Source organism: Streptomyces sp. NPDC006711, assembly GCF_042869775.1.
In the GTDB taxonomy this organism is placed as follows: Bacteria; Actinomycetota; Actinomycetes; order Streptomycetales; family Streptomycetaceae; genus Streptomyces.
Genome location: NZ_JBIAGO010000012.1, coordinates 98675 through 117045, shown reverse-complemented (window position 1 = coordinate 117045; position 18371 = coordinate 98675). Strand labels below are relative to the sequence as shown.

The 18371-nt window shown below is 71.2% G+C and carries 18 protein-coding genes; 7 read left to right on the top strand and 11 right to left on the bottom strand.

Annotation, left to right across the window (positions count from 1 at the left end):
• Window positions 1–55: 55 nt before the first annotated feature.
• Window positions 56–352 (bottom strand): DUF2530 domain-containing protein, encoded by a 297-nt coding sequence (locus tag ACFYM2_RS23235; protein ID WP_388838737.1) that lies wholly within the window; start codon window positions 350–352, stop codon window positions 56–58.
• Between the two features lie 209 nt (window positions 353–561).
• On the opposite strand from ACFYM2_RS23235, the gene ACFYM2_RS23230 reads away from it, so the two are divergent.
• Window positions 562–2016 carry an NCS2 family permease gene (locus ACFYM2_RS23230; protein ID WP_388838734.1) on the top strand — a complete coding sequence of 485 codons (1455 nt, stop codon included), beginning with the start codon at window positions 562–564 and terminating at the stop codon, window positions 2014–2016.
• Between the two features lie 655 nt (window positions 2017–2671).
• Here ACFYM2_RS23230 and ACFYM2_RS23225 read toward each other — a convergent pair.
• Window positions 2672–2854: a toxin-antitoxin system HicB family antitoxin gene (locus ACFYM2_RS23225; RefSeq protein ID WP_359008522.1), complete on the bottom strand. Its 183-nt coding sequence runs from the start codon at window positions 2852–2854 to the stop codon at window positions 2672–2674.
• A 170-nt stretch (window positions 2855–3024) separates the two neighbouring features.
• Between ACFYM2_RS23225 and ACFYM2_RS23220 the strand changes: the two genes are divergently transcribed.
• The 4 genes from ACFYM2_RS23220 (at window position 3025) to ACFYM2_RS23205 (ending at window position 6465) form a co-directional block, all read left to right on the top strand.
• Complete coding sequence (locus ACFYM2_RS23220) at window positions 3025–3471, top strand: MarR family transcriptional regulator (RefSeq protein ID WP_350231868.1); 447 nt, start codon at window positions 3025–3027, stop codon at window positions 3469–3471.
• Window positions 3472–3498: 27 nt separating this feature from the next.
• Complete coding sequence (locus ACFYM2_RS23215; protein WP_359008524.1) at window positions 3499–4836, top strand: MFS transporter; 1338 nt, start codon at window positions 3499–3501, stop codon at window positions 4834–4836.
• Window positions 4837–4912: 76 nt separating this feature from the next.
• A complete protein-coding gene (thpR, locus tag ACFYM2_RS23210; protein ID WP_388838730.1) occupies window positions 4913–5482 on the top strand; it encodes an RNA 2',3'-cyclic phosphodiesterase in 570 nt (189 codons plus the stop codon).
• A 209-nt stretch (window positions 5483–5691) separates the two neighbouring features.
• The gene (locus ACFYM2_RS23205; protein WP_388838727.1) at window positions 5692–6465 is read left to right on the top strand and encodes a hypothetical protein; all 774 of its coding nucleotides are present in this window, start codon (window positions 5692–5694) and stop codon (window positions 6463–6465) included.
• A 47-nt stretch (window positions 6466–6512) separates the two neighbouring features.
• Here ACFYM2_RS23205 and ACFYM2_RS23200 read toward each other — a convergent pair whose 3' ends face one another.
• From ACFYM2_RS23200 to ACFYM2_RS23190, 3 genes are all read right to left on the bottom strand, one after another.
• Window positions 6513–7505, bottom strand: coding sequence for an aldo/keto reductase (locus ACFYM2_RS23200; RefSeq protein ID WP_388838724.1), 993 nt, complete (start codon window positions 7503–7505; stop codon window positions 6513–6515).
• A gap of 73 nt (window positions 7506–7578) precedes the next feature.
• On the bottom strand, window positions 7579–8592 hold the full coding sequence (locus tag ACFYM2_RS23195; RefSeq protein WP_388838721.1) for an aldo/keto reductase: 1014 nt from the start codon (window positions 8590–8592) through the stop codon (window positions 7579–7581).
• 60 nt (window positions 8593–8652) lie between these two features.
• Complete coding sequence (locus ACFYM2_RS23190; protein ID WP_359008539.1) at window positions 8653–9087, bottom strand: MarR family winged helix-turn-helix transcriptional regulator; 435 nt, start codon at window positions 9085–9087, stop codon at window positions 8653–8655.
• A gap of 1023 nt (window positions 9088–10110) precedes the next feature.
• Here ACFYM2_RS23190 and ACFYM2_RS23185 point away from each other — a divergent pair.
• Window positions 10111–10620: a carboxymuconolactone decarboxylase family protein gene (locus tag ACFYM2_RS23185; protein WP_359008534.1), complete on the top strand. Its 510-nt coding sequence runs from the start codon at window positions 10111–10113 to the stop codon at window positions 10618–10620.
• A 37-nt stretch (window positions 10621–10657) separates the two neighbouring features.
• Here the strand turns inward: ACFYM2_RS23185 and ACFYM2_RS23180 are convergent, their stop codons facing one another.
• Entirely contained in the window at window positions 10658–11329 is a 672-nt protein-coding gene (locus ACFYM2_RS23180; RefSeq protein ID WP_388838718.1) for a DUF4232 domain-containing protein, read from the bottom strand.
• Window positions 11330–11657: 328 nt separating this feature from the next.
• Between ACFYM2_RS23180 and ACFYM2_RS23175 the strand changes: the two genes are divergently transcribed.
• Window positions 11658–12773: a DUF2786 domain-containing protein gene (locus ACFYM2_RS23175; protein WP_359008541.1), complete on the top strand. Its 1116-nt coding sequence runs from the start codon at window positions 11658–11660 to the stop codon at window positions 12771–12773.
• Between the two features lie 464 nt (window positions 12774–13237).
• Here ACFYM2_RS23175 and ACFYM2_RS23170 read toward each other — a convergent pair whose 3' ends face one another.
• From ACFYM2_RS23170 to ACFYM2_RS23150, 5 genes are all read right to left on the bottom strand, one after another.
• Window positions 13238–14053 carry a hypothetical protein gene (locus ACFYM2_RS23170; protein WP_359001494.1) on the bottom strand — a complete coding sequence of 272 codons (816 nt, stop codon included), beginning with the start codon at window positions 14051–14053 and terminating at the stop codon, window positions 13238–13240.
• Window positions 14050–15858 (bottom strand): ABC transporter ATP-binding protein, encoded by a 1809-nt coding sequence (locus ACFYM2_RS23165; RefSeq protein WP_388838714.1) that lies wholly within the window; start codon window positions 15856–15858, stop codon window positions 14050–14052. The genes ACFYM2_RS23170 and ACFYM2_RS23165 overlap by 4 nt, the downstream gene beginning before the upstream one ends.
• 35 nt (window positions 15859–15893) lie before the next feature.
• On the bottom strand, window positions 15894–17042 hold the full coding sequence (locus ACFYM2_RS23160; protein ID WP_388461300.1) for a cupin domain-containing protein: 1149 nt from the start codon (window positions 17040–17042) through the stop codon (window positions 15894–15896).
• 202 nt (window positions 17043–17244) lie between these two features.
• Window positions 17245–17409, bottom strand: coding sequence for a hypothetical protein (locus tag ACFYM2_RS23155; protein ID WP_388461298.1), 165 nt, complete (start codon window positions 17407–17409; stop codon window positions 17245–17247).
• A 107-nt stretch (window positions 17410–17516) separates the two neighbouring features.
• Window positions 17517–18281: a rhomboid-like protein gene (locus ACFYM2_RS23150; protein ID WP_388461296.1), complete on the bottom strand. Its 765-nt coding sequence runs from the start codon at window positions 18279–18281 to the stop codon at window positions 17517–17519.
• Window positions 18282–18371 lie beyond the last annotated feature (90 nt).

Below are 18371 nucleotides of genomic sequence, written 5' to 3'. Positions count from 1 at the left end.
CATCCGACCCGGGGAGGAGACGAATGGTCCTCGGGCCGTACAAGGATCCCGGCGGTTACGGCCCTTCGGCCCTTGCGCCGGTCGCGTCGGCCGCCTCGGCGGCCTGCTGTGCCGCGTGCCGTTTGAGGGCCGCGTCGCGGCCACGGACGTACCAGATGCCGATGAGGCCGAGGCCGCCGCCGGCCAGGCACGTCCACACCCACCACAGGTGGCCGTGGTCGTCGAACCAGCCGTAGAACGGGAGCTGGACGAGGAAGAGGACGAACCAGATGACCGTGCCGCCGGTGATGGTGGCGACCACGGGACCCTCAAGGGGCTCCGGCGCCTCATGTGTTGGTGTCCACTTCGCCATGCGATCAGTGTAGGGCGCGGGGCCGGAGCGGAATCGTGTCGGCGGCCGGAGCGGGCGCCCCTTGGGTCTACGCGCGGAGATGGTGATCTTCGACTTATGTATTCATACTGAAACCGCTTACGGCTGACTCATTCTGTTCGGTAGAACATCCAAAGTAGTTCGGGTACGTGCCGTTTTCCTGCCCCTTCACGACACGACTGAGGATCCGTATGCCTCCCTCGGCCCCCGACACGGTCGACGCCTCGGCTCAGCCGCCGGCGCCCAGCAAGCCGGCCAACGGCCTCGACCGCTACTTCAAGATCTCCGAGCGGGGTTCCACCGTCGCCCGCGAGATCCGTGGCGGGTTCGCGACCTTCTTCGCGATGGCGTACATCATCGTGCTCAACCCGATCATCCTGGGCAGCGCGAAGGACATGTACGGGCATCAGCTCGACGGCGGGCAGCTGGTCACCGCCACCGTCCTGACCGCCGCGTTCACCACGCTGCTCATGGGCGTCATCGGCAACGTGCCGATCGCGCTCGCTGCGGGGCTCGGCGTCAACACCGTGGTCGCGCTCCAGCTCGCGCCCCGGATGAGCTGGCCCGACGCCATGGGCATGGTCGTCCTTGCGGGCCTCGTCGTCATGCTCCTGGTCGCCACCGGGCTGCGTGAGCGGGTCATGAACGCGGTGCCGCTCGGCCTGCGCAAGGGCATCGCCATCGGCATCGGCCTGTTCATCATGCTGATCGGCCTGGTCGACTCCGGGTTCGTGTCGCGCATGCCGGACGCCGCGCACACCACCGTCCCGCTCCAGCTCGGCGGCAACGGGCATCTGCTCGGCTGGCCGGTGCTGGTCTTCGTCCTCGGTGTGCTGCTCACGCTCGCGCTCATGGTCCGCAAGGTGCCGGGTGCGATCCTGATCTCCATCGTCGCGATGACCGTCCTCGCGGTGGTCATCAACGCGGTGGCGAAGGTGCCGTCGTGGGGTCTTACCGCCCCGAAGTGGCCGGGCAACCCCGTGGACACCCCGGACTTCGGGCTTGTCGGGCAGGTCAGCCTGTTCGGCGGGTTCTCCCGGGTCGGCGTCCTGACCGGCATCCTCTTCGTCTTCACCGTGCTGCTGTCGTGCTTCTTCGACGCGATGGGCACGATCATGGGCATCAGCGACGAGGCGGGGCTCACCGACGCCGAGGGCAACATGCCCGGCATGAACCGGGTGCTGTTCGTCGACGGCATCGCGGTCGCGGTGGGCGGGGCGTCGTCCTCCTCCGCCACGACCTGTTTCGTGGAGTCCACGGCGGGGGTCGGCGAGGGCGCCAGGACCGGGCTCGCGAACGTGGTCACGGGTGGGCTGTTCACCGTGGCGCTCTTCCTCACGCCGATCGCCACGATGGTGCCGTCGCAGGCGGCCACGCCCGCGTTGCTCGCGGTGGGGTTCCTGATTCTGTCCGGGTCGATCCGGGAGATCGACTGGGCGGACTGGACGATCGCGATTCCGGCGTTCGTCACGATGCTGATGATGCCGTTCACGTACTCGATCACCAATGGCATCGGGATGGGCTTCATCACCTTCACCGTGCTGCGGCTCGTGGCCGGGCGGGCCCGGGAGGTGCCGGTCGCGATGTACGTCGTGTCGGCGGTGTTCGCCTTCTACTACGTCATGCCATCCCTCGGCCTGACCTGACCCCGCGCCGACCCTGCCGGGGGCGGGCGGGTTGGCCTGTGTGCGCTGGCCAGCACCGACCCTGCCAGGGGCGGACCGGCTGGACTGTGCCCGGGCTAGGGCCGACCCCGCCAGGGGCGCGGGGAACTGCGCGAGGAGCGACCACGGCCCGCAGCCGAGCTCCCTGGGGCTCCGCCCCAGACCCCGTTCGCGCCTAAAGGGCGCTCGTCCTCAAACGCCGGACGGGCTGAGGGTGTCGATGTGGGCCAGCATGGCCCCCGCCAGGGGTGCAGGGATGCGCGCGGGCCGGCACGCACCCCGCCGGGGGCGCGGGGAACTGCGCGAGAAGCGACCACGGCCCGCAGCCGAGCTCCCTGGGGCTCCGCCCCAGACCCCGTTCGGCCTGAAGGGCCTCGTCCTCAAACGCCGGACGGGCTGACTATGCCCATGCGGGCCAGCACCGATCCCGTCAGGGGCGCGGGGAACTGCGCGAGGAGCGCCCACGGTCCGCAGCCGAGCTCCCTGGGGCTCCGCCCCAGACCCCGTTCGCGCTGAACGCGCTCGTCCTCAATCGCCGGACGGGCTGACTACGTCTGGGCTGGGCCAGCGCGGGATGCTCACGGGTGCGGGCAACCACGCACGGGGGACCCGCGTGTGAAGGTGGGCCCGGGTGGGGCTAGGCGGCGCCGTAGAAGCGTTGGACCTCGTCCACCGCCGCCTCGAGGCGCTCGTCGAAGTCGTCCCGCACGAGCGTCCGGACCACATAGTCCTGGACGCTCATTCCCCGTTTCGCGGCGCGCCGCTTGAGCCGTTCATGCAGCTCACCATCTATGCGCAGACTGAGCACGCTGGTCCCCATGGAGCGAGGGTGACCGCCCGCCACGACCCCGCGCCCACATTTCACGCACGTACTCACTCCTTCGGGTGATAGAGCCGGTAACCCCCGCGCCCCGAGCGCCCCGTGTGGCGCTGGACACCTCCGCGTAACCCGGTGGTATTTAGCCAGAGTAATGAGTTACGCTAACAAACATGTCTGACCTGTCCCACGGCACTGGCGACGACAACGCCGACGCCGTGAACTCCCTGCGCTCCGCCGTCATGCGGCTGAGCCGGCGCCTCAAGCACCAGCGCGTCGACGAATCGCTCAGCCCGACCGAGATGTCGGTGCTCGGCACCCTGTTCCGCTGCGGCTCGGCCACCCCCGGTGAGCTGGCCCGCAAGGAGCACGTACAGCCGCCGTCGATGACCCGAATCGTCGCGCTGCTTGAGGCAAAGGGCCTGGTCAGGCTGGAGCCGCACCCCGATGACCGCCGCCAGAAGGTGGTCAGCCAGACCGAAGAGGCCGTGGCGATGCTCGAAGAGAGCCGCCGCAAGCGCAACGTCTGGCTGGCTTCCCTCGCGGAGGGTCTTGACGAGGACGAATGGGCGAAGCTGCGCGCGGCCGCCCCGGTCCTGGAGAAGCTCGCACATCTATAAACGCGCATCGCAAGGAGGCGAGCCCTTTTGAGTACGGGATCCGGAGCAGACTCCGCCCCCGCACCTACCCCTACCTACAACAAGCGCGGTGGGGGGACGTTCTCCTCACTCGGCGTCCGTAACTACCGGCTGTTCTTCTCCGGCGCCATCGTGTCCAACATAGGCACCTGGATGGCCCGGATCACCCAGGACTGGCTGGTCCTGACCATCACCGGTTCCTCGGCGGCGGTCGGCATCACCACCGCCATGCAGTTCCTGCCGATGCTCCTGTTCGGTCTGTACGGCGGCGTCATAGCCGACCGGTTCGCCAAGCGGAACATCCTGTTCGTGACGCAGGCCGCGATGGGCCTCGGCGGTCTCTTCCTCGCCGTGATGACCCTGTCCGGGCACGTCCAGGTGTGGCACGTCTATCTGACGGCCTTCTTCACCGGCCTGGTCACCGTCGTGGACAACCCGACCCGGCAGTCCTTCGTCTCGGAGATGGTCGGACCCGACCGGGTGCGCAACGCGGTCAGCCTGAACTCGGCGAACTTCCAGTCCGCCCGGCTCGTCGGCCCCGCCGTCGCCGGTCTCGTGATGGCGGCCGTCGGACCCGGCTGGGCGTTCCTCGCCAACGGCCTGTCGTTCACGGCGCCGCTGCTCATGCTGGCGCTGATGCGCACCAAGGACCTCCAGCCGACCAGGCGCGCCCCGCGCGGCAAGGGCCAGCTGAAGGAAGGGCTCGCCTACGTCTCGGAGCGGCCCGAGCTGATCTGGCCGATCGTGCTCGTCGGCTTCGTCGGCACCTTCGGGTTCAACTTCCCGATCTGGCTGAGCGCGTTCGCCTCCGACGTCTTCCACGGCGACTCGGGCATGTACGGCATGTTCAACAGCCTGATGGCGATCGGTTCGCTCGTCGGTGCGCTGCTCGCGGCCCGCCGCGCCACCACCCGGCTGCGGATGCTGGCAGGCGCCGCTGTGCTCTTCGCGGTCCTGGAGCTCGCCGCGTCCGGGGCGCCCGACATCGGCGTGTTCATGGCGCTCCTCATCCCGGTCGGCATCCTCGGCCTCACGGTCAACGTGACCGCGAACGCCTCCGTGCAGATGGCCACCGACCCCGAGATGCGCGGCCGCGTGATGAGCCTGTTCATGATGGTCTTCACCGGCGGCACCCCGTTCGGCGGCCCGCTCTTCGGCTGGCTGACCGATGTCTACGGCGTCCGCGTCAGCCTCGCGCTCGGCGGTCTGATCTGCGGTGCGGCGGCCGTCGGCGTGGGCCTGATGCTGGCCCGCGCGGCCAACCTGCGCCTGAAGGTCGACGTACGCCCCGGCCACCGCCACCTCGAGTTCGTCCCGAGGAACCCGGCGCTGGTGGCCGCCGCCTGACGGGCGCGGCCGTCCGACGGTGACGCCCGGGCCGCCGTGTCGCGACACGGCGGCCCGGGCTTGGTTGACTGTCCCCATGCGCCTCTTCGCCGCCGTGCTCCCGCCCCCGGAGGCCCTGGACGAACTGGGCCGCGCGGCACGGGAGTTGGGCACACTGCCTGGCGCCGGCGCGCTGCGCTGGACGGAGCGGGAGGCCTGGCACCTCACCCTCGCCTTCCTCGGCGAGGTCGACGAGCCGGTCCTGGCCGAGCTGCACGCGCGGCTCGCCCGGGCGGCCCGCCGCACCGATCCGTTCACCCTGCGCCTGCACGGCGGCGGCCGCTTCGACGGGCGCGCCCTGTGGACCTCGGTCGCCGGCGGCCTCGACGCACTGCGGCTGCTCGCCGACCGCGCGGACGCCGCGGCCCGTCGCTCAGGCATCCCGATGGAGCGGCACCGCCGCTATGTGCCGCACCTCACGCTGGCCCGTTCACGCACCCCGGTCGACCTGCGGCCGTACGTCGCCGGGCTCGGCGCGTTCGAGGGGAGCCCCTGGCCGGTCACGGAGTTGACCCTGGTCCGCAGCTTTCTGCCGGGCGGCGGCGTCCCCGGTGAGGGGCCCCGGCACGAGCCGGTCGGCCGCTGGGCGCTCGGCCCGGCCGGTTAGGCTCAAGGGGTGGACCCGAAGACCAGGAACCGGATCATGGCCGGTGTGCTCGTGCTGATGTTCGTCGTGGTGGCGGTGGCGGCCGCCACTCGCTGACGCCACTCGCTGATCGCCGCCCGCTGACCGCTCTCCGCGAACGCCCCCGCGCCGTGGCCCGGCGTCGCCGTCCGGTGCGTACCGTCCGATCCGCAGGCCCTGGAGGTACCGGAGTGACAGCCGTCGTACGCGCCGTACGCGCCGGTGTGCTGGTGGGGTGCGTGCTGATGGTGGCGGCGGGCTGCGGGGGAGCGTCCGGCGCCGACGCCTCGCGGCCGCCCACTCCGCCCTCGCGCGCCCCCGTTCCCCCGGCCGACCGGGGCCCCGAGTGCGAGGGCGCCCCGGCCGCCGACGGCCCGCACGTCCTGCGCGGCGGCTCGGCCGAGCTGCCCGGCGGGGCCGGCTGGGTGCTGTACAAGGAGGGCGGCTCGGACGGTACGCACCGGACGGCCACCCTGACCAACGGCACGGGGACGGGCGCCGCGTCGGCGAGCACCGCGTCCTGGCCCGTGCGGCCCGGGCAGTCCCTCACGGTGAGCGGCCGGGCCTTCACCGTCTCCCAGATCTGCGCCTACCGGGTCGTCCTCACCCCGCAGGACAAGGCCGCGCCGGCCCCGCCGCCCGCGTCCCCGGCCGCCGACCCGGACTGGCCGACCCTGACGGACGGCCGTCTGCGCCTGCGCTTCCACGTCCCGGACACGGACGAGCACGGCGCGATCAGCGCCGTACTCGAAGACATCGCCGCCGGCCCGGACCGCGCCGACATCGCGGTCACGACGCGCGCCGGCGGGGGCGCCGCCTACCCGGACGCCCGCGTCGGGGACACCCTCGAATTCGCGGGCCGACTCTGGAAGTTGACCGTGATCGACCCGGGCGTCGGCGAACCGTCGGAGGCCAACCCCCGCTCGGGTCACGTGGATCTCCAGCTGATCGGGCCCTCCCGCTGACCGGTCCGGACTTCGATGTTCCGGACCGGACCGGGTGCGTACGGGCGCTACCAGGCGAAGGCCTCCGGGGAGGGTCCGGGGCCGGGGAAGATGTCATCGAGCGCGGTCAGGAACTCCTCGGACAGGTCGAGTTCGGCCGCCCGTACCGCCGAGTCCAGCTGCTCCGCCGTGCGCGGGCCCACGATCGGACCCGCGACACCGGGCCGGGTGAGCAGCCAGGCCAGCGCCACCTCGGCCGGGTCGAGGTCGTGCTTGGCCGCCAGCTCCTCGTACGCCTGCACCCGCCCCCGTACCGCCGGGTCGGCCACGGCCGCCGCCGCGAGACCGCCCTGGGAGCGGCCCGCCGTCCCCTCGCGCTCCTTGCGCAGGATGCCGCCCAGCATGCCGCCGTGCAGCGGTGACCAGGGGATGACGCCGAGTCCGTACTCCTGGGCGGCCGGGATGATCTCCATCTCGGCGCGGCGTTCGGCGAGGTTGTAGAGGCACTGCTCGCTGACGAGGCCGAGCCGTCCGGTGCGGGTGGCCAGCTCGTTGGCCTGGGCGATCTTGTAGCCGGGGAAGTTGGAGGAGCCGGCGTAGAGGATCTTGCCCTGGGTGATCAGGACGTCGATGGCCTGCCAGATCTCCTCGAAGGGGGTGGCCCGGTCGACGTGGTGGAACTGGTAGATGTCGATGTGGTCGGTGCCGAGCCGCTTGAGCGAACCCTCCACCGAGCGACGGATGTTGACCGCCGAGAGCTTGTGGTGGTTGGGCCAGGGTTCGCCCGCGGCCATGTTGCCGTTGAGCTTGGTGGCGAGGACGGTCTTGTCGCGCCGGTCGCCGCCCTGGGCGAACCAGCTGCCGATGATCTCCTCGGTACGGCCCTTGTTCTCGCCCCAGCCGTACACGTTGGCGGTGTCGAAGAAGTTGATGCCGGTGTCGAGCGCGGCGTCCATGATCGCGTGGCTTGTCGCCTCGTCGGTCTGCGGTCCGAAGTTCATCGTCCCCAGGACGATCCTGCTGACCTGGAGACCCGTGCGTCCGAGCTGCGTGTACTTCATGAGCCACCAGCCAACGTCTTCGAGCGCGCTCAAGGCAAGGGGCCGTACCGGTTCTTTCGCGTGGGTACGCGACCTACCAGGCGAAGGCCTCCGGGGACGGGCCCGGGCCGGGGAAGATCTCGTCGAGGGCGCCGAGCAGTTCCTCGCTCAGCTCCAACTCCAGGGCGCGCAGCGCCGATTCGACGTGTTCCTGGGTGCGCGGGCCGACGATGGGGCCGGTCACGCCGGGCCGGGTGAGCAGCCAGGCCAGCGCCACCTCGCCCGGTTCCAGGCCGTGCTGGGCGAGCAGGTTCTCGTACGCCTCGACCCGGGCCCGCACGGCCGGGTCGGCCAGGCCCGTGGCCGAGCGGCCCGGCTTGACCGTGCGCGAGCCGCTGCCGTCGCGCTCCTTGCGCAGCGCGCCGCCGAGCAGCCCCATGTTCAGGGGCGACCAGGGAATGACGCCCAGTCCGTACTCCTGGGCGGCCGGGATGATCTCCATCTCGGCGCGGCGTTCGGCGAGGTTGTAGAGGCACTGCTCGCTGACGAGGCCGAGCCGTCCGGTGCGGGCGGCGACCTCGTTGGCCTGGGCGATCTTGAAGCCGGGGAAGTTGGAGGAGCCGGCGTAGAGGATCTTGCCCTGGGTGATCAGGACGTCGATGGCCTGCCAGATCTCCTCGAACGGGGTGGCCCGGTCGACGTGATGGAACTGGTAGATGTCGATGTGGTCGGTGCCGAGCCGCTTGAGCGAAGCGTCCACGGCGCGGCGGATGTTGACCGCCGACAACTTGTTGTGGTTCGGCCAGGCCGCCTTGCGCCAGGTCGAGCCGGGCGTCATGTCCCCGTACACCTTGGTGGCAAGCACGACCTTGTCGCGGCGGAGGGCGCCGCCCGCGAACCAGGAGCCCAGGATCTCCTCGGCGCGGCCCTTGCTGTCGTCGTCGGGGCCGTAGATGTTGGCGGTGTCGAAGAAGTTGACGCCCGCGTCGAGCGCCGTGTCCATGATGGCGTGGCTGGTGGCCTGGTCCGCTTCGAGGCCGAAGTTCATCGTGCCGAGGACGAGACGGCTGACCTGGAGTCCGGTGCGTCCGAGCTGTGTGTACTTCATGCGGCCATCAAAGCCTGCTCGTGTGCGCTCGAAGCAAGCCCTGACGGTCCGCCTTCGCGGTCAACTCCCCAGCCAGCTCGACGCGTCGAGACGGAAGGCCTCCGGCGGGACGGCGGTACGCAACGACGCCTCAAGGTCGCGCAGGCGGTCGTGGCCCAGGGTCTGGGCCCAACTCGCGCGCAGCTCCGCGAAGACGGCCGCCGAACGCGCCAGCGCGTCCACGCCTCGGGGGGTGAGCCGGACCAGTTTGCGCCGGGCGTCACCCGGGTCGTCGGCGCGCTCGGCGTAGCCCAGGCCGATGAGGCGGTCCACGGTCTTGCCGGCGGCCTGCTTGGAGACGCCGAGCCGCCGCCCGATCTCGCCGGCGGTCGAACCGGGAAGCCCGATGGCCTGAAGGGCGAAACCGTGCGCGGGCCGCAGATCGGGGTGCCCCTGCCGAGCGAGTTCGGCGTGCAGCCGGTCGATGAGGGACCGGAACCCGGCGAGGAGGAGCAGGGGGAGCTCGTACCCGGGAGCGTCGGGAGGCGACGCGGCGGGGCGCGGCGCGGCGGGGGGTGCGGTGGGGCGCGGGGGTGCGCCCGGAGTGGGTGCGGCGTCGGTGGGCTCGGTGCCGGGCGACTTGGCGTCCGGGCCAGCGGCGGTGCGTGGAGCGGGGTTCCGCGCAGAGGCGTCCCGCGCATCGGCGGTGCGTGGAGCGGCATCCAGCGCGTTGGCTTTGCCCGCACCGGCGTCCCGCGCCTCGGCTTGGCGCGCATCGGCGTCCGGCGCTGCGGTTTTACGCGCACCGGCATCCCGCGCACCGGCATCCCGCGCACCGGCATCCCGCGCACCGGCATCCCGCGCACCGGCATCCCGCGCACCGGCATCCCGCGCACCGGCGCTGCCCGCACCGGAAGCCGGCGCGTTGGCCTTGCGCGCATCGGCATCCGGCGCGCCGGTTTTGCGTGCACCGGCGTCCCGCGCCTCGGCTTGGCGTGCACCGGCATCCCGCGCACCGGCGCTGCCCGCACCGGAATTTGGCGCGTCGGCCTTGCGCGCATCGGCATCCGGCGTGCTGGTTTTGCGTGCACCGGCGTTCTGCGCCTTGGCTTGGCGCGCACCGGCATCCCGCGCGCTGGCACCCCGCGCCTTGGCCTCGCCCGCCCCGGCATCTCGCGCACCGGCATCCCGCGTCTCGGCTCGGCGCGCACCGGCATCCGGCACGTCGGCTTGGCGCACGCCGGCATCCAGCGCCTCGGCTGTGCCCCCACGGGCATCCCGCGCACCGGCCCTGCCCGCATGGGCATCCCGCGCGCTGGCATCCCGCGCCTCGGCCCTGCCCGCATGGGCATCCCGCGCGCTGGCACCCCGCGCCTCGGCCTCGCCCGCATCCGCATCCCGCGCACCGGCCCCCCGAGGCTCACGCTTGCGCGGATCGACAACCTGGTTTACCTTTTTTTCGTCAACCACGTTGTCCATCTTAGTTCCGGGTTCCGGCGCAGGCGCGGGTTCCCGGCCATATGGAAGCAGGGCTTCACCATGTTCACCGAGCACACCCTGGAATCCGCCCCCGCCGCCTCCCGCAAGTCGATGGAGGCCACCATCCGCCACCTCGGCCGGCTCACCTCGCCGGTTGCCAGGCTGGCCACGTCCCCGCACCTCCTGGACGGCTTCCTCAAGCTGAACGCCCTCTTCGAGCAGAGCACCCTCGCGCCGGTGCCGCGCGAGGTCGTCGTCATGACGGTGGCGGCCACCAACGAGTGCCACGTCTGCGTGGCGATGCACGCCGGCCGGCTGCACGAGCTGGGCGCGGACGAGGAGATGGTGGCCGCGCTGCGGGAGCGGCGCGCGCTCGCCGTCCCGGAGCTGGAAGCCGTACGCCGCTTCGCCCTAGCGGTCCTGGCCAAGGCGGGCGGCGTCGAGGAGGAAGCCGTGAAGGACTTCCTCTCCTACGGATACACCGAGCAGAACGCCCTCGAAGTGGTCCTCGGCATCGGCACCTACACGCTGTCCACCTTCGCGAACCGCCTCACGGGCGCGAGCATATGAGCCCCGACCCGCTTGCCCGGCCCGCTCGGCCGCCGCGTCACTTGGAGCCCACGGGGCCGATGTAGGTGCCCGGGTGGGTCGCGCCGTCCTGGAGCAGGACCGAGGAGTCGGGCCAGGACAGGGTGTGGGAGTGCGTCTCGTCCGGCGGGGTGACCACGATGCCCGTCGGCTTGAACTCGCGTCCTTCGCCCGCGTGGAAGGGCCGGTAGAAGAGGGTGAAGGTGGTCGTCGCGCCGGGCCGTACGGTGACCGTCGCGGGGGTCTCGGCGGTGCCGCGCGCCAGGGACCAGCGGGTGGCGCCGCCCACCAGATCGACGCCCGGATAGCCCTTCATCACGCAGGACCTGGCGCCCTTGTTGGTGAGCGTGATGGTCATGGCGCCCTGGGAACCTCCCGCCCGGACGCCGCTGCCGGGCGCGACGGCGAAGGCGAGCTGGGAGGTCGAGCAGTGCGTGCCGCCGGAACCGGCCCCTGTGCCGAGTCCGGTGCCGGGCCCGGTGCCCGCGTTCGTGCCGCCGCCGGTGCTGCCGCCGGAGGGGGCCATGCTGCGGCCGCCGTTCACGCCGGGGGGCGCGGTGGCGGTGCCGGTGCCGGTGCTGCTGGAGACGCCGATGACGGACTGGCCCGAGCCGCCTCCGCAGGCGGTCAGGGTCAGCCCGGCGGTGAGGACGGCGATCGCGGCCAGGGGGAGGGTGCGCGGGCGCGACATGGCGTTCCTTTCGTTCGCGGTCGGTGGACGTCCCTCGCGGGGGCGCCGCGTGGACGTCCGGCTGTCTCTCGCGTGCGGTGGGGCATCTCTGGGACGTGCCGCACCGCCAGACGGTTTCACCGCGCGCCCGCCCCGGCCGTACCGACGCGCCGCCGGGGCGGACCGAGTGGTCCGCGCGGTGCGCGTGGTCCGCGGTTCGTGGTTCCGTTCGATTGCTGGGACGATCGGGTCCGGAGCGCGAGGGTCGCTCGGCGGATGCGTGAGGAGAGACGTCCATGTCGGTGGGGCAAGGCGCGGTGATCCGGTCGCGCGGACGCGGGGCGCGGTGATGGACGCGGTGGACCGCGCGTTCGCGGCGGCGCTGTACATCGAGGGTGACGCGGCCCTGGACACCGGCGCCTCGCTGCTCGCCGCCGCGCCCGACGCCGACGGTGAACTCGCCCTGCACGGGCGGGAGTTCGTGCGGCGCGCCTGGGAGCGGGGGTGGCAGCCCGCCGATGTCGTACGGATCGTACGGCGGGACCTGGACGAGCCGCACGTCCGCGTCCTGGCCGGCCTGATCCGCGCCGAACTCGCCCGCTACGAACGGCTGCCCGCGCGGTGGCAGGGGCAGGTGGACGAACTGTCGCGCGAGGAGTGGCGGGCCGACCGCTTCTCGTACGCCACCGTCGTGCTCGAGCTCTACCGGCTGCTGCTCGCGCTGCCCGCCATCGAGCCGGCCGGGCCCGCGCCCGGTGCGTCCTTGCTCGGGCCGCCGGCGCACGGCGAACCCAAGACGCTGGGGCGGATCCGGGCGCTGCTGGCCAAGGCGGAGGCGACGGGGTTCCCCGAGGAGGCGGAGGCGCTGACCGCCAAGGCGCAGGAGCTGATGGCCCGGCACAGCGTGGACGAGGCGCTGCTCGCGGGGCGCGGGCCGGGTGGCGAGGTGCCGGGGGCGTGCCGGATCGGGGTGGACGCGCCGTACGAGACGGCCAAGGCGATCCTGCTCGACGCGGTCGCGTCCGCGAATCACTGCCGGGCGGTGTGGAACTCGGCGTTCGGCTTCTCGACGGTGGTCGGGTTCGAGGGCGACCTGGAGGCGGTCGAGATCCTTTACACCTCGCTGCTCGTGCAGGGGACGGCGGCGATGACGAAGGCGGAGGCGGCGCAGCGGGCGGGCGGGCGCAAGCGCACGAAGACGTTCCGGCAGTCGTTCCTGCTGGCGTACGCGGGGCGGCTCGGCGATCTGCTGTCCGTCGCGGCGCGGCATGTGGAGGAGGAGTTCGGGGGCGAGGCGCTGCCGGTGCTGGCGTCGCGGGCGGTGGCGGTGGCGGGGCGGGCGGAGGAGATGTTTCCGCGGACGGTGGCGACGCGGGTACGGGGTGCGTCCGACGAATCCGGCTGGCGTGACGGCCGCGCGGCAGCCGACCGCGCCCACCGCCCCCACCCAGGCCTCCTCCCCTGACCCGGCCCGGCCCCCGCGAGGGCGCACGCGGGCCGTCACCGACCCCGCCAGGGGCGCGGGGAACTGCGCGCCCAGCCACGCACGGTCCGCAGCCGGGGCTCCTGGGGCTCCGCCCCAGACCCCGTTCGGCCTGAACGGCCTCGTCCTCAAACGCCGGACAGGCTGAGGTTGCCGATGCGGACCAGCGTGGTCCCCGCCAGGGACGCAGGGATGCACGCGGGCCAACACGCACCCCGCCAGGGGCGCGGGGAACTGCGCGCCCAGCCACGCACGGTCCGCAGCCAGGACTCCTGGGGCTCCGCCCCAGACCCCGTTCGGCCTGAACGGCCTCGTCCTCAAACGCCGGACAGGCTGGGTATGCCTCAGCATGAGCCCTGTCAGGGGCGCGGGGAACTGCGCGCTCAGCCACGTACGGCCGGCAGCCGGGGCTCCCTCCCAGCCGGGGTCCCGAAGCAGAAGACGCCTCAGCTCCGCTGAGGTTTGGTGGCACCGAGAGCCAGCAGCAGGCGCCTGTCCGCGGCCCGCTCGAATTCACGCAGAGCGTCCTGCCGCAGCTCGCTCAGCCGCCGGCAGAGATCCGAGTCCAGTTCCCGTCCGGTCCGGAACAGACGCTGATCGCGGGCGAGTTCGATGGCCCTGGCGAAGAGGGCTGCCTGCGGCCCGGTCACGCCGGTTCGAGTGGCGAGATCCCTCTCCAACGCCTCGATCCACAGACGGCTACGCACCTCCGGCGGCGACGCATCGAAGATCGCCCGCTGGTAGGCGACCGGGTGTGCCGTCACCTCGTCGTAGGAGCGCGGGAGTTCGTCGCGATGAGCCGAGACCCAGTGGGCCGCGACATTGTTCTCCTCGGCAGCGATCGTGGGGGGTTTACCGGTGAGCAGCATCCGTGCCGCGGTCAGGGTTCCGCTCCACAGCACCCGCAGGGAAGGAATGCCGGAGTGGGCGGCCTGCGGCGCGGATTCGTCGTAGCGCATCCGGCCGAGCACGCACACGACGCTGATGGTGCGCCGCGGTCCGAGCGTGCGCATCAGCGGCACCGCCATCGCGAAGCCCGTCCAGGCCCGGGTCTCATCGCCGCTGGCCCGCAGCAAAGTTGGCGCCCAGGGCGCGTGTGCGCCGAGTGCCTGCGCCCGCAGCTCCCGGACGTCGGGCCGGTCCAGCGGTACGACTGCGAGCCGGTCGCCGGAGGCACGGGCGACCTCGCGGGAGATCTTCCGACAGGTTCCGCAGGTGGCGTCGTAGGCGAGCAGGAAGCGTACGGACGTTGTTGTGGTCATCGGTACTTCTCCGTGATGCGAACCGGCCGGAGCGCGGGGCGCTGGGCGTGGTCCTTGGCGAGCAACGAGGCGTAGAGCCCACCGCGTGCCTGGAGTTCGGCGTGGGTGCCCTGTTCGGCGACACGCCCCTGGTCGAGCGCGATGATCTGATCGGCGTTCCGGACGGTGGAGAGGCGGTGGGCGATGGTGATGGTGGTCCGGCCCTCTGACAGCTGGTCGAGGGCCTGTTGGACGAGATGCTCGGTGCGGGTGTCCAAGGAGCTGGTCGCTTCGTCGAGCACCAGCACACGTGGATCGCGGAGCATGGTGCGGGCGATGGCGATGCGCTGCCTCTCGCCGCCGGAGAACCGGAAACCACGTTCGCCGACAATGGTGTCGTAGCCGTCCGGCAGGCTTTCTATCAGGTCGTGGATGCGGGCGGCTTTCGCCGCGGTGATGACTTCGTCGGCCGTGGCTTGGGGGTTGGCGAAGCGCAGGTTGTCCCCGACCGTGGTGTGGAACAGGAAGGTCTCCTGGGAGACGACGCCGACGACGGAGGCCAGTGAGGCGAAGTCCAGGTCGCGGACGTCGACACCGTCGATGGTGACCCGGCCGGATGTGGCGTCGTACAGCCGGGGGATCAGGTAGCCCAGGGTCGTCTTGCCCGCGCCGGTCGCTCCTACTATGGCCAGGCGGCTGCCGGCGGGTACGTCCAGGGTGATGTCCCGTACCACCGGCCTGCTGCCGTAGGAGAAGCCGACGTTCTCCAGCCGGACGTGGCCGCGCGGATGGCGCAGCCGCACCGGGCGCTGGGGCTCCGCCATCTCGACGGGCAGGTCCAGGTACTCAAAGATGCGCTCGAACAGGGCGAGTGAACTTTGCAGGGTGATACCGACCCCGAGCAGCGACACCGTCGGCCCGAAGAGCCCCTGCTGCAAGGTGGTGAACGCCACCAGCGTGCCGATGGAGATCGCCGGACGACCGTCATGCCCCGTCACCCCGGCCGTCCAGTAGATGGCGATGGGCATCGCGGCCATGATGATCTGCATCGATGCCGCGCGCCATCGCCCCAGCATGGCTGAATTGACCGTCAGCTCCGTGAGGCGCCCGGACTGCTGGGAGAACTGCTCGATGAGCGTGGGCGTGCGGCCCATGACGCGGCCCAGCAGGAAACCGCTCACCGACAGCGTCTCTTCCACCATGACCGACAGCACGGCCATCTGCTTCTGGCGCTCGCGGGTGACCGTCCGCCGCTGGTTGCCGACGTTCCGGCTGATCAGCGCGAAGACCGGCACCATGAGCAGCGAGATGACTGTCAGCTGCCAGTCCAGGGCCAGCATGGCGATCAGGCTGGATACCACCGTGGTGATATTGCCGACGATGCTGCCGGACAGCGTGGTGATGACCGAGCCCATTCCGCCGATGTCGTTGGCGAGTCGGGACTGCATCTCTCCGGTGCGCGTGCGGGTGAAGAAGGCCAGCGGCATGCGTTGCAGCCGTGCGTACACGGCGATCCTCAGATCGTTCATCATGCGCTCGCCGACCGCCAGTGACAGGTACGCCTGGCCGACGCCCACCCCGCTGGAGACCAGCACCACCACCAGCATGCCGGCCGCCAGTGCGCTCAGCAGTCCGGCCCGCCCGTGCGGCAACGCCACGTCCAGGATGGCCCGCAGCAGGAAGGGCGGCACCATGGCGAGAGCGGAAGACGCCGCGACCAGGACCAGCATCACCCCCAACCGGCCCCGATAGGGCCGCAGCAGCCCCAGGATCCGCCGTAACGGTACTTTCGGCACGGCGTCCGGATCCGACTTCGGCGCGCCCATAGCGTCTCTCTCCGTCCCGTTCGCGTCCACAGCTGTCAGCGCAGGGTGAGGAAGCCTTCGCCCAGCAAGGTGCGCACCAGCGTCAACCGGCCGACTTCGTCCAGGTCCCCGGGGATCGTCTGCGCGGTGAACCACTCCGTGCCGTGCTCAGCGACGTGGCGCACCTCCTCCGCGACCGCGTCGGGAAACTGCACGGTCTTGTTGTGGAAGTGCAGCCGCACCACCCCGGGTGCCCCCGTGAGCTGCCACTGGACGTCGGGACGGCGGCGGAGCCGGGTGTCCGGGCCGGTGCGCGGCAGCTCCTCCAGGTCCAGCAGATGCCCCCGCAGCAGTGGGGAGGATATGGAGGTCACCCGCTCCGCCGCCCGGGCAGTCAGCTCCGCCGGTGACAACTGCTCCCGCAGCGCGTCCAGCAGCTCAGCGAACTCCGTCTCCGTCCGCTGGCGCACGGCCGCGTCCCGGTCGAACCCGACCGGCAGCGAACGGCGGAACCGCACATCCTCAGCGGCCAGCTCGGTGAGCGCGTCCTGAAACGCCTGTATCCACAGCACCGGGTGGATTCCGAGCGTCACGTGCAGCGAAGCGGTTTCGTTCGCGGCGCCGGAGTGGATCGTCCCGCGCGGCATGTACAGCAGATCCCCGGCCCGCAGCTCGAACTCCCGCGTCGGATCCGGGGCCGGCTGTGCCTTGTTGTACGGCCGGTTCCCCAGCGGCAGTTCGTACGGTTCGTCGGCCAGGCGCCAGACCTTGCTCCCGTAGACCTGGGCGATGAACACATCGTGCATGTCGTAGTGCGGCGCGAAACCTTGCGAGCCCGGCGGCGTCAGATAGATGTTCATCTGCACCCGCGCGCCCAACTCGTGCCCCAGCGCCGACGCCACCCGCTGCAACGACTCCCGTCGGTCCTGCAACGAGTTCACCACGATCGTCGATCCGCCGCGGTAGCGCGCGTAGAGAGCTTCCAGGGCGTTCGTCCCGCTGTTGCGGCCGCCGCCCGCCCCGAGCTCTGACACCGGAGTCTCTTTGCCGTTCACCACCACTCGGATGTTGTCCAGCCCTATGCCCGCGAGGGACAACGCGTGATCGATGCCGTCCAAGGTCAGCAGATCCTCGAAGTGCCCCGCGTCGTCTCGATGGACCACCAAGGGCTGCTGCTCCCAGTACTCCTGGAAGAAACTGCTCACTGAAACAGGCTGAAGCAGTCGTTCGAGCTCGGGAGCGGAAACCATGAAGGGGATAGCGGGTGCACCAGCCGAGACAACCGTCATTTTCGCTCTTCCCTTGTTCGGGCTTTTGACATTTCCTACTGGGCTCGGTCCGCAGGGGTTCCTGGCCCGCGCAATGCGCGGGCCAGGAACCCCCTTTTTCAAGGACTGTCAGCGACTGCTAGTTGCAGCGGTTGCTGTCGTCCCCGGCCCAGCCGTCGTGGCCGCCGGTGTCGCGGGAGTCGTTGTCGTCCCTCGTGTTGGCCGGGCTACAGTCGAACGGGCTTGCGACAATTCCGCTGCCGTGGGTGATCACGACATCCGACGCGTCAAGTGACTTCGCCATTTCCATCCATCCTTCGGTGTCGAAAGAGAATTTGCCCTGCCCGGCCGACGGTGTACGCATATACGTCGTCGGCTCGGACGGCCGACCCAGGCAGGCGAGTTCTGTGCTCACCTGCCTGGGAAAGAGCTCGGCCCTGAGTTGAACAACACCAGAATGATCGAGGCGAACCCTCGCGTCGTTAGCGGAGAGTCCACAGCTCCTTCGCAATGCGAAACCTCCATGAACCGCGCAGGCGTGGGCGTGGAGCCTCGCCCTTGACGCGGTTCGCATGGGTTCGAACGTCCTCGGGAAGCCGGATGGCGGTGGCGGTGACGTGCCTCGGACGACCGCAGTCCCCACGCCAGCAGCACGCCGCCGGCCAGCGCTGTCACGTGACCGACCGGAGCGACGCCCAGCGCGGTCAAGCCGCTCGTGAGGTGCGGCGCACGCACAGCCAGCGCGGCGAGCGCGACCCATCGGTGCCAGGGCCGGGCCCCGGCTGTCACCACGGCGGCCAGGGCCGAGATCATCACGTAGGACGGCCCGACATCCAGCGTCGCCCGCAGCGCGGGGTCTGCTTCGCCCGCCGCGATCCGCGCTGCCAGCAGCCCCTCGCTCGCCAGCGTGCCAAGGACTTGACCGGCCGCGATCAGCGCGATCGCCCGCAGATCGCCGAACCGGACGACGAGGAACGCCAGGACCAACCCGACGAGGGCGATGCCGCGCAGACAGGCCCAGGGATCGGCGCCGAACAGGAAGGTGGAGGCGATGAGCGCTTCCACAGGATGATCACCCATATTGGCCAGGTTGGTCGATGCCCAGGCGGCCACCGCGTGATTACCGCCGTACGTCAGGGACGCCACGGCGGCGAGCAGGGCGAAGCTCCAGGGCACAGGGGAGAGCCATCGGCGGGCTGACGTCCGGGAGGGATCCATGGAGCCGACCCTGGCAGGGGTGGCCCGGCCCGCGGATCTGCCCACGGG

What these genes read in the sequence shown, in the direction of transcription:
- thpR (WP_388838730.1), top strand. Translation starts at nt 4,913, where the DNA reads ATGCGCCTCTTCGCCGCCGTGCTCCCGCCCCCGGAGGCCCTGGACGAA.
- ACFYM2_RS23170 (WP_359001494.1), bottom strand. Translation starts at nt 14,053, where the DNA reads ATGACCACAACAACGTCCGTACGCTTCCTGCTCGCCTACGACGCCACC.
- ACFYM2_RS23185 (WP_359008534.1), top strand. Translation starts at nt 10,111, where the DNA reads ATGTTCACCGAGCACACCCTGGAATCCGCCCCCGCCGCCTCCCGCAAG.
- ACFYM2_RS23230 (WP_388838734.1), top strand. Translation starts at nt 562, where the DNA reads ATGCCTCCCTCGGCCCCCGACACGGTCGACGCCTCGGCTCAGCCGCCG.
- ACFYM2_RS23195 (WP_388838721.1), bottom strand. Translation starts at nt 8,592, where the DNA reads ATGAAGTACACACAGCTCGGACGCACCGGACTCCAGGTCAGCCGTCTC.
- ACFYM2_RS23200 (WP_388838724.1), bottom strand. Translation starts at nt 7,505, where the DNA reads ATGAAGTACACGCAGCTCGGACGCACGGGTCTCCAGGTCAGCAGGATC.
- ACFYM2_RS23225 (WP_359008522.1), bottom strand. Translation starts at nt 2,854, where the DNA reads ATGGGGACCAGCGTGCTCAGTCTGCGCATAGATGGTGAGCTGCATGAA.
- ACFYM2_RS23235 (WP_388838737.1), bottom strand. Translation starts at nt 352, where the DNA reads ATGGCGAAGTGGACACCAACACATGAGGCGCCGGAGCCCCTTGAGGGT.
- ACFYM2_RS23155 (WP_388461298.1), bottom strand. Translation starts at nt 17,409, where the DNA reads ATGGCGAAGTCACTTGACGCGTCGGATGTCGTGATCACCCACGGCAGC.
- ACFYM2_RS23165 (WP_388838714.1), bottom strand. Translation starts at nt 15,858, where the DNA reads ATGGGCGCGCCGAAGTCGGATCCGGACGCCGTGCCGAAAGTACCGTTA.
- ACFYM2_RS23180 (WP_388838718.1), bottom strand. Translation starts at nt 11,329, where the DNA reads ATGTCGCGCCCGCGCACCCTCCCCCTGGCCGCGATCGCCGTCCTCACC.
- ACFYM2_RS23220 (WP_350231868.1), top strand. Translation starts at nt 3,025, where the DNA reads ATGTCTGACCTGTCCCACGGCACTGGCGACGACAACGCCGACGCCGTG.
- ACFYM2_RS23175 (WP_359008541.1), top strand. Translation starts at nt 11,658, where the DNA reads ATGGACGCGGTGGACCGCGCGTTCGCGGCGGCGCTGTACATCGAGGGT.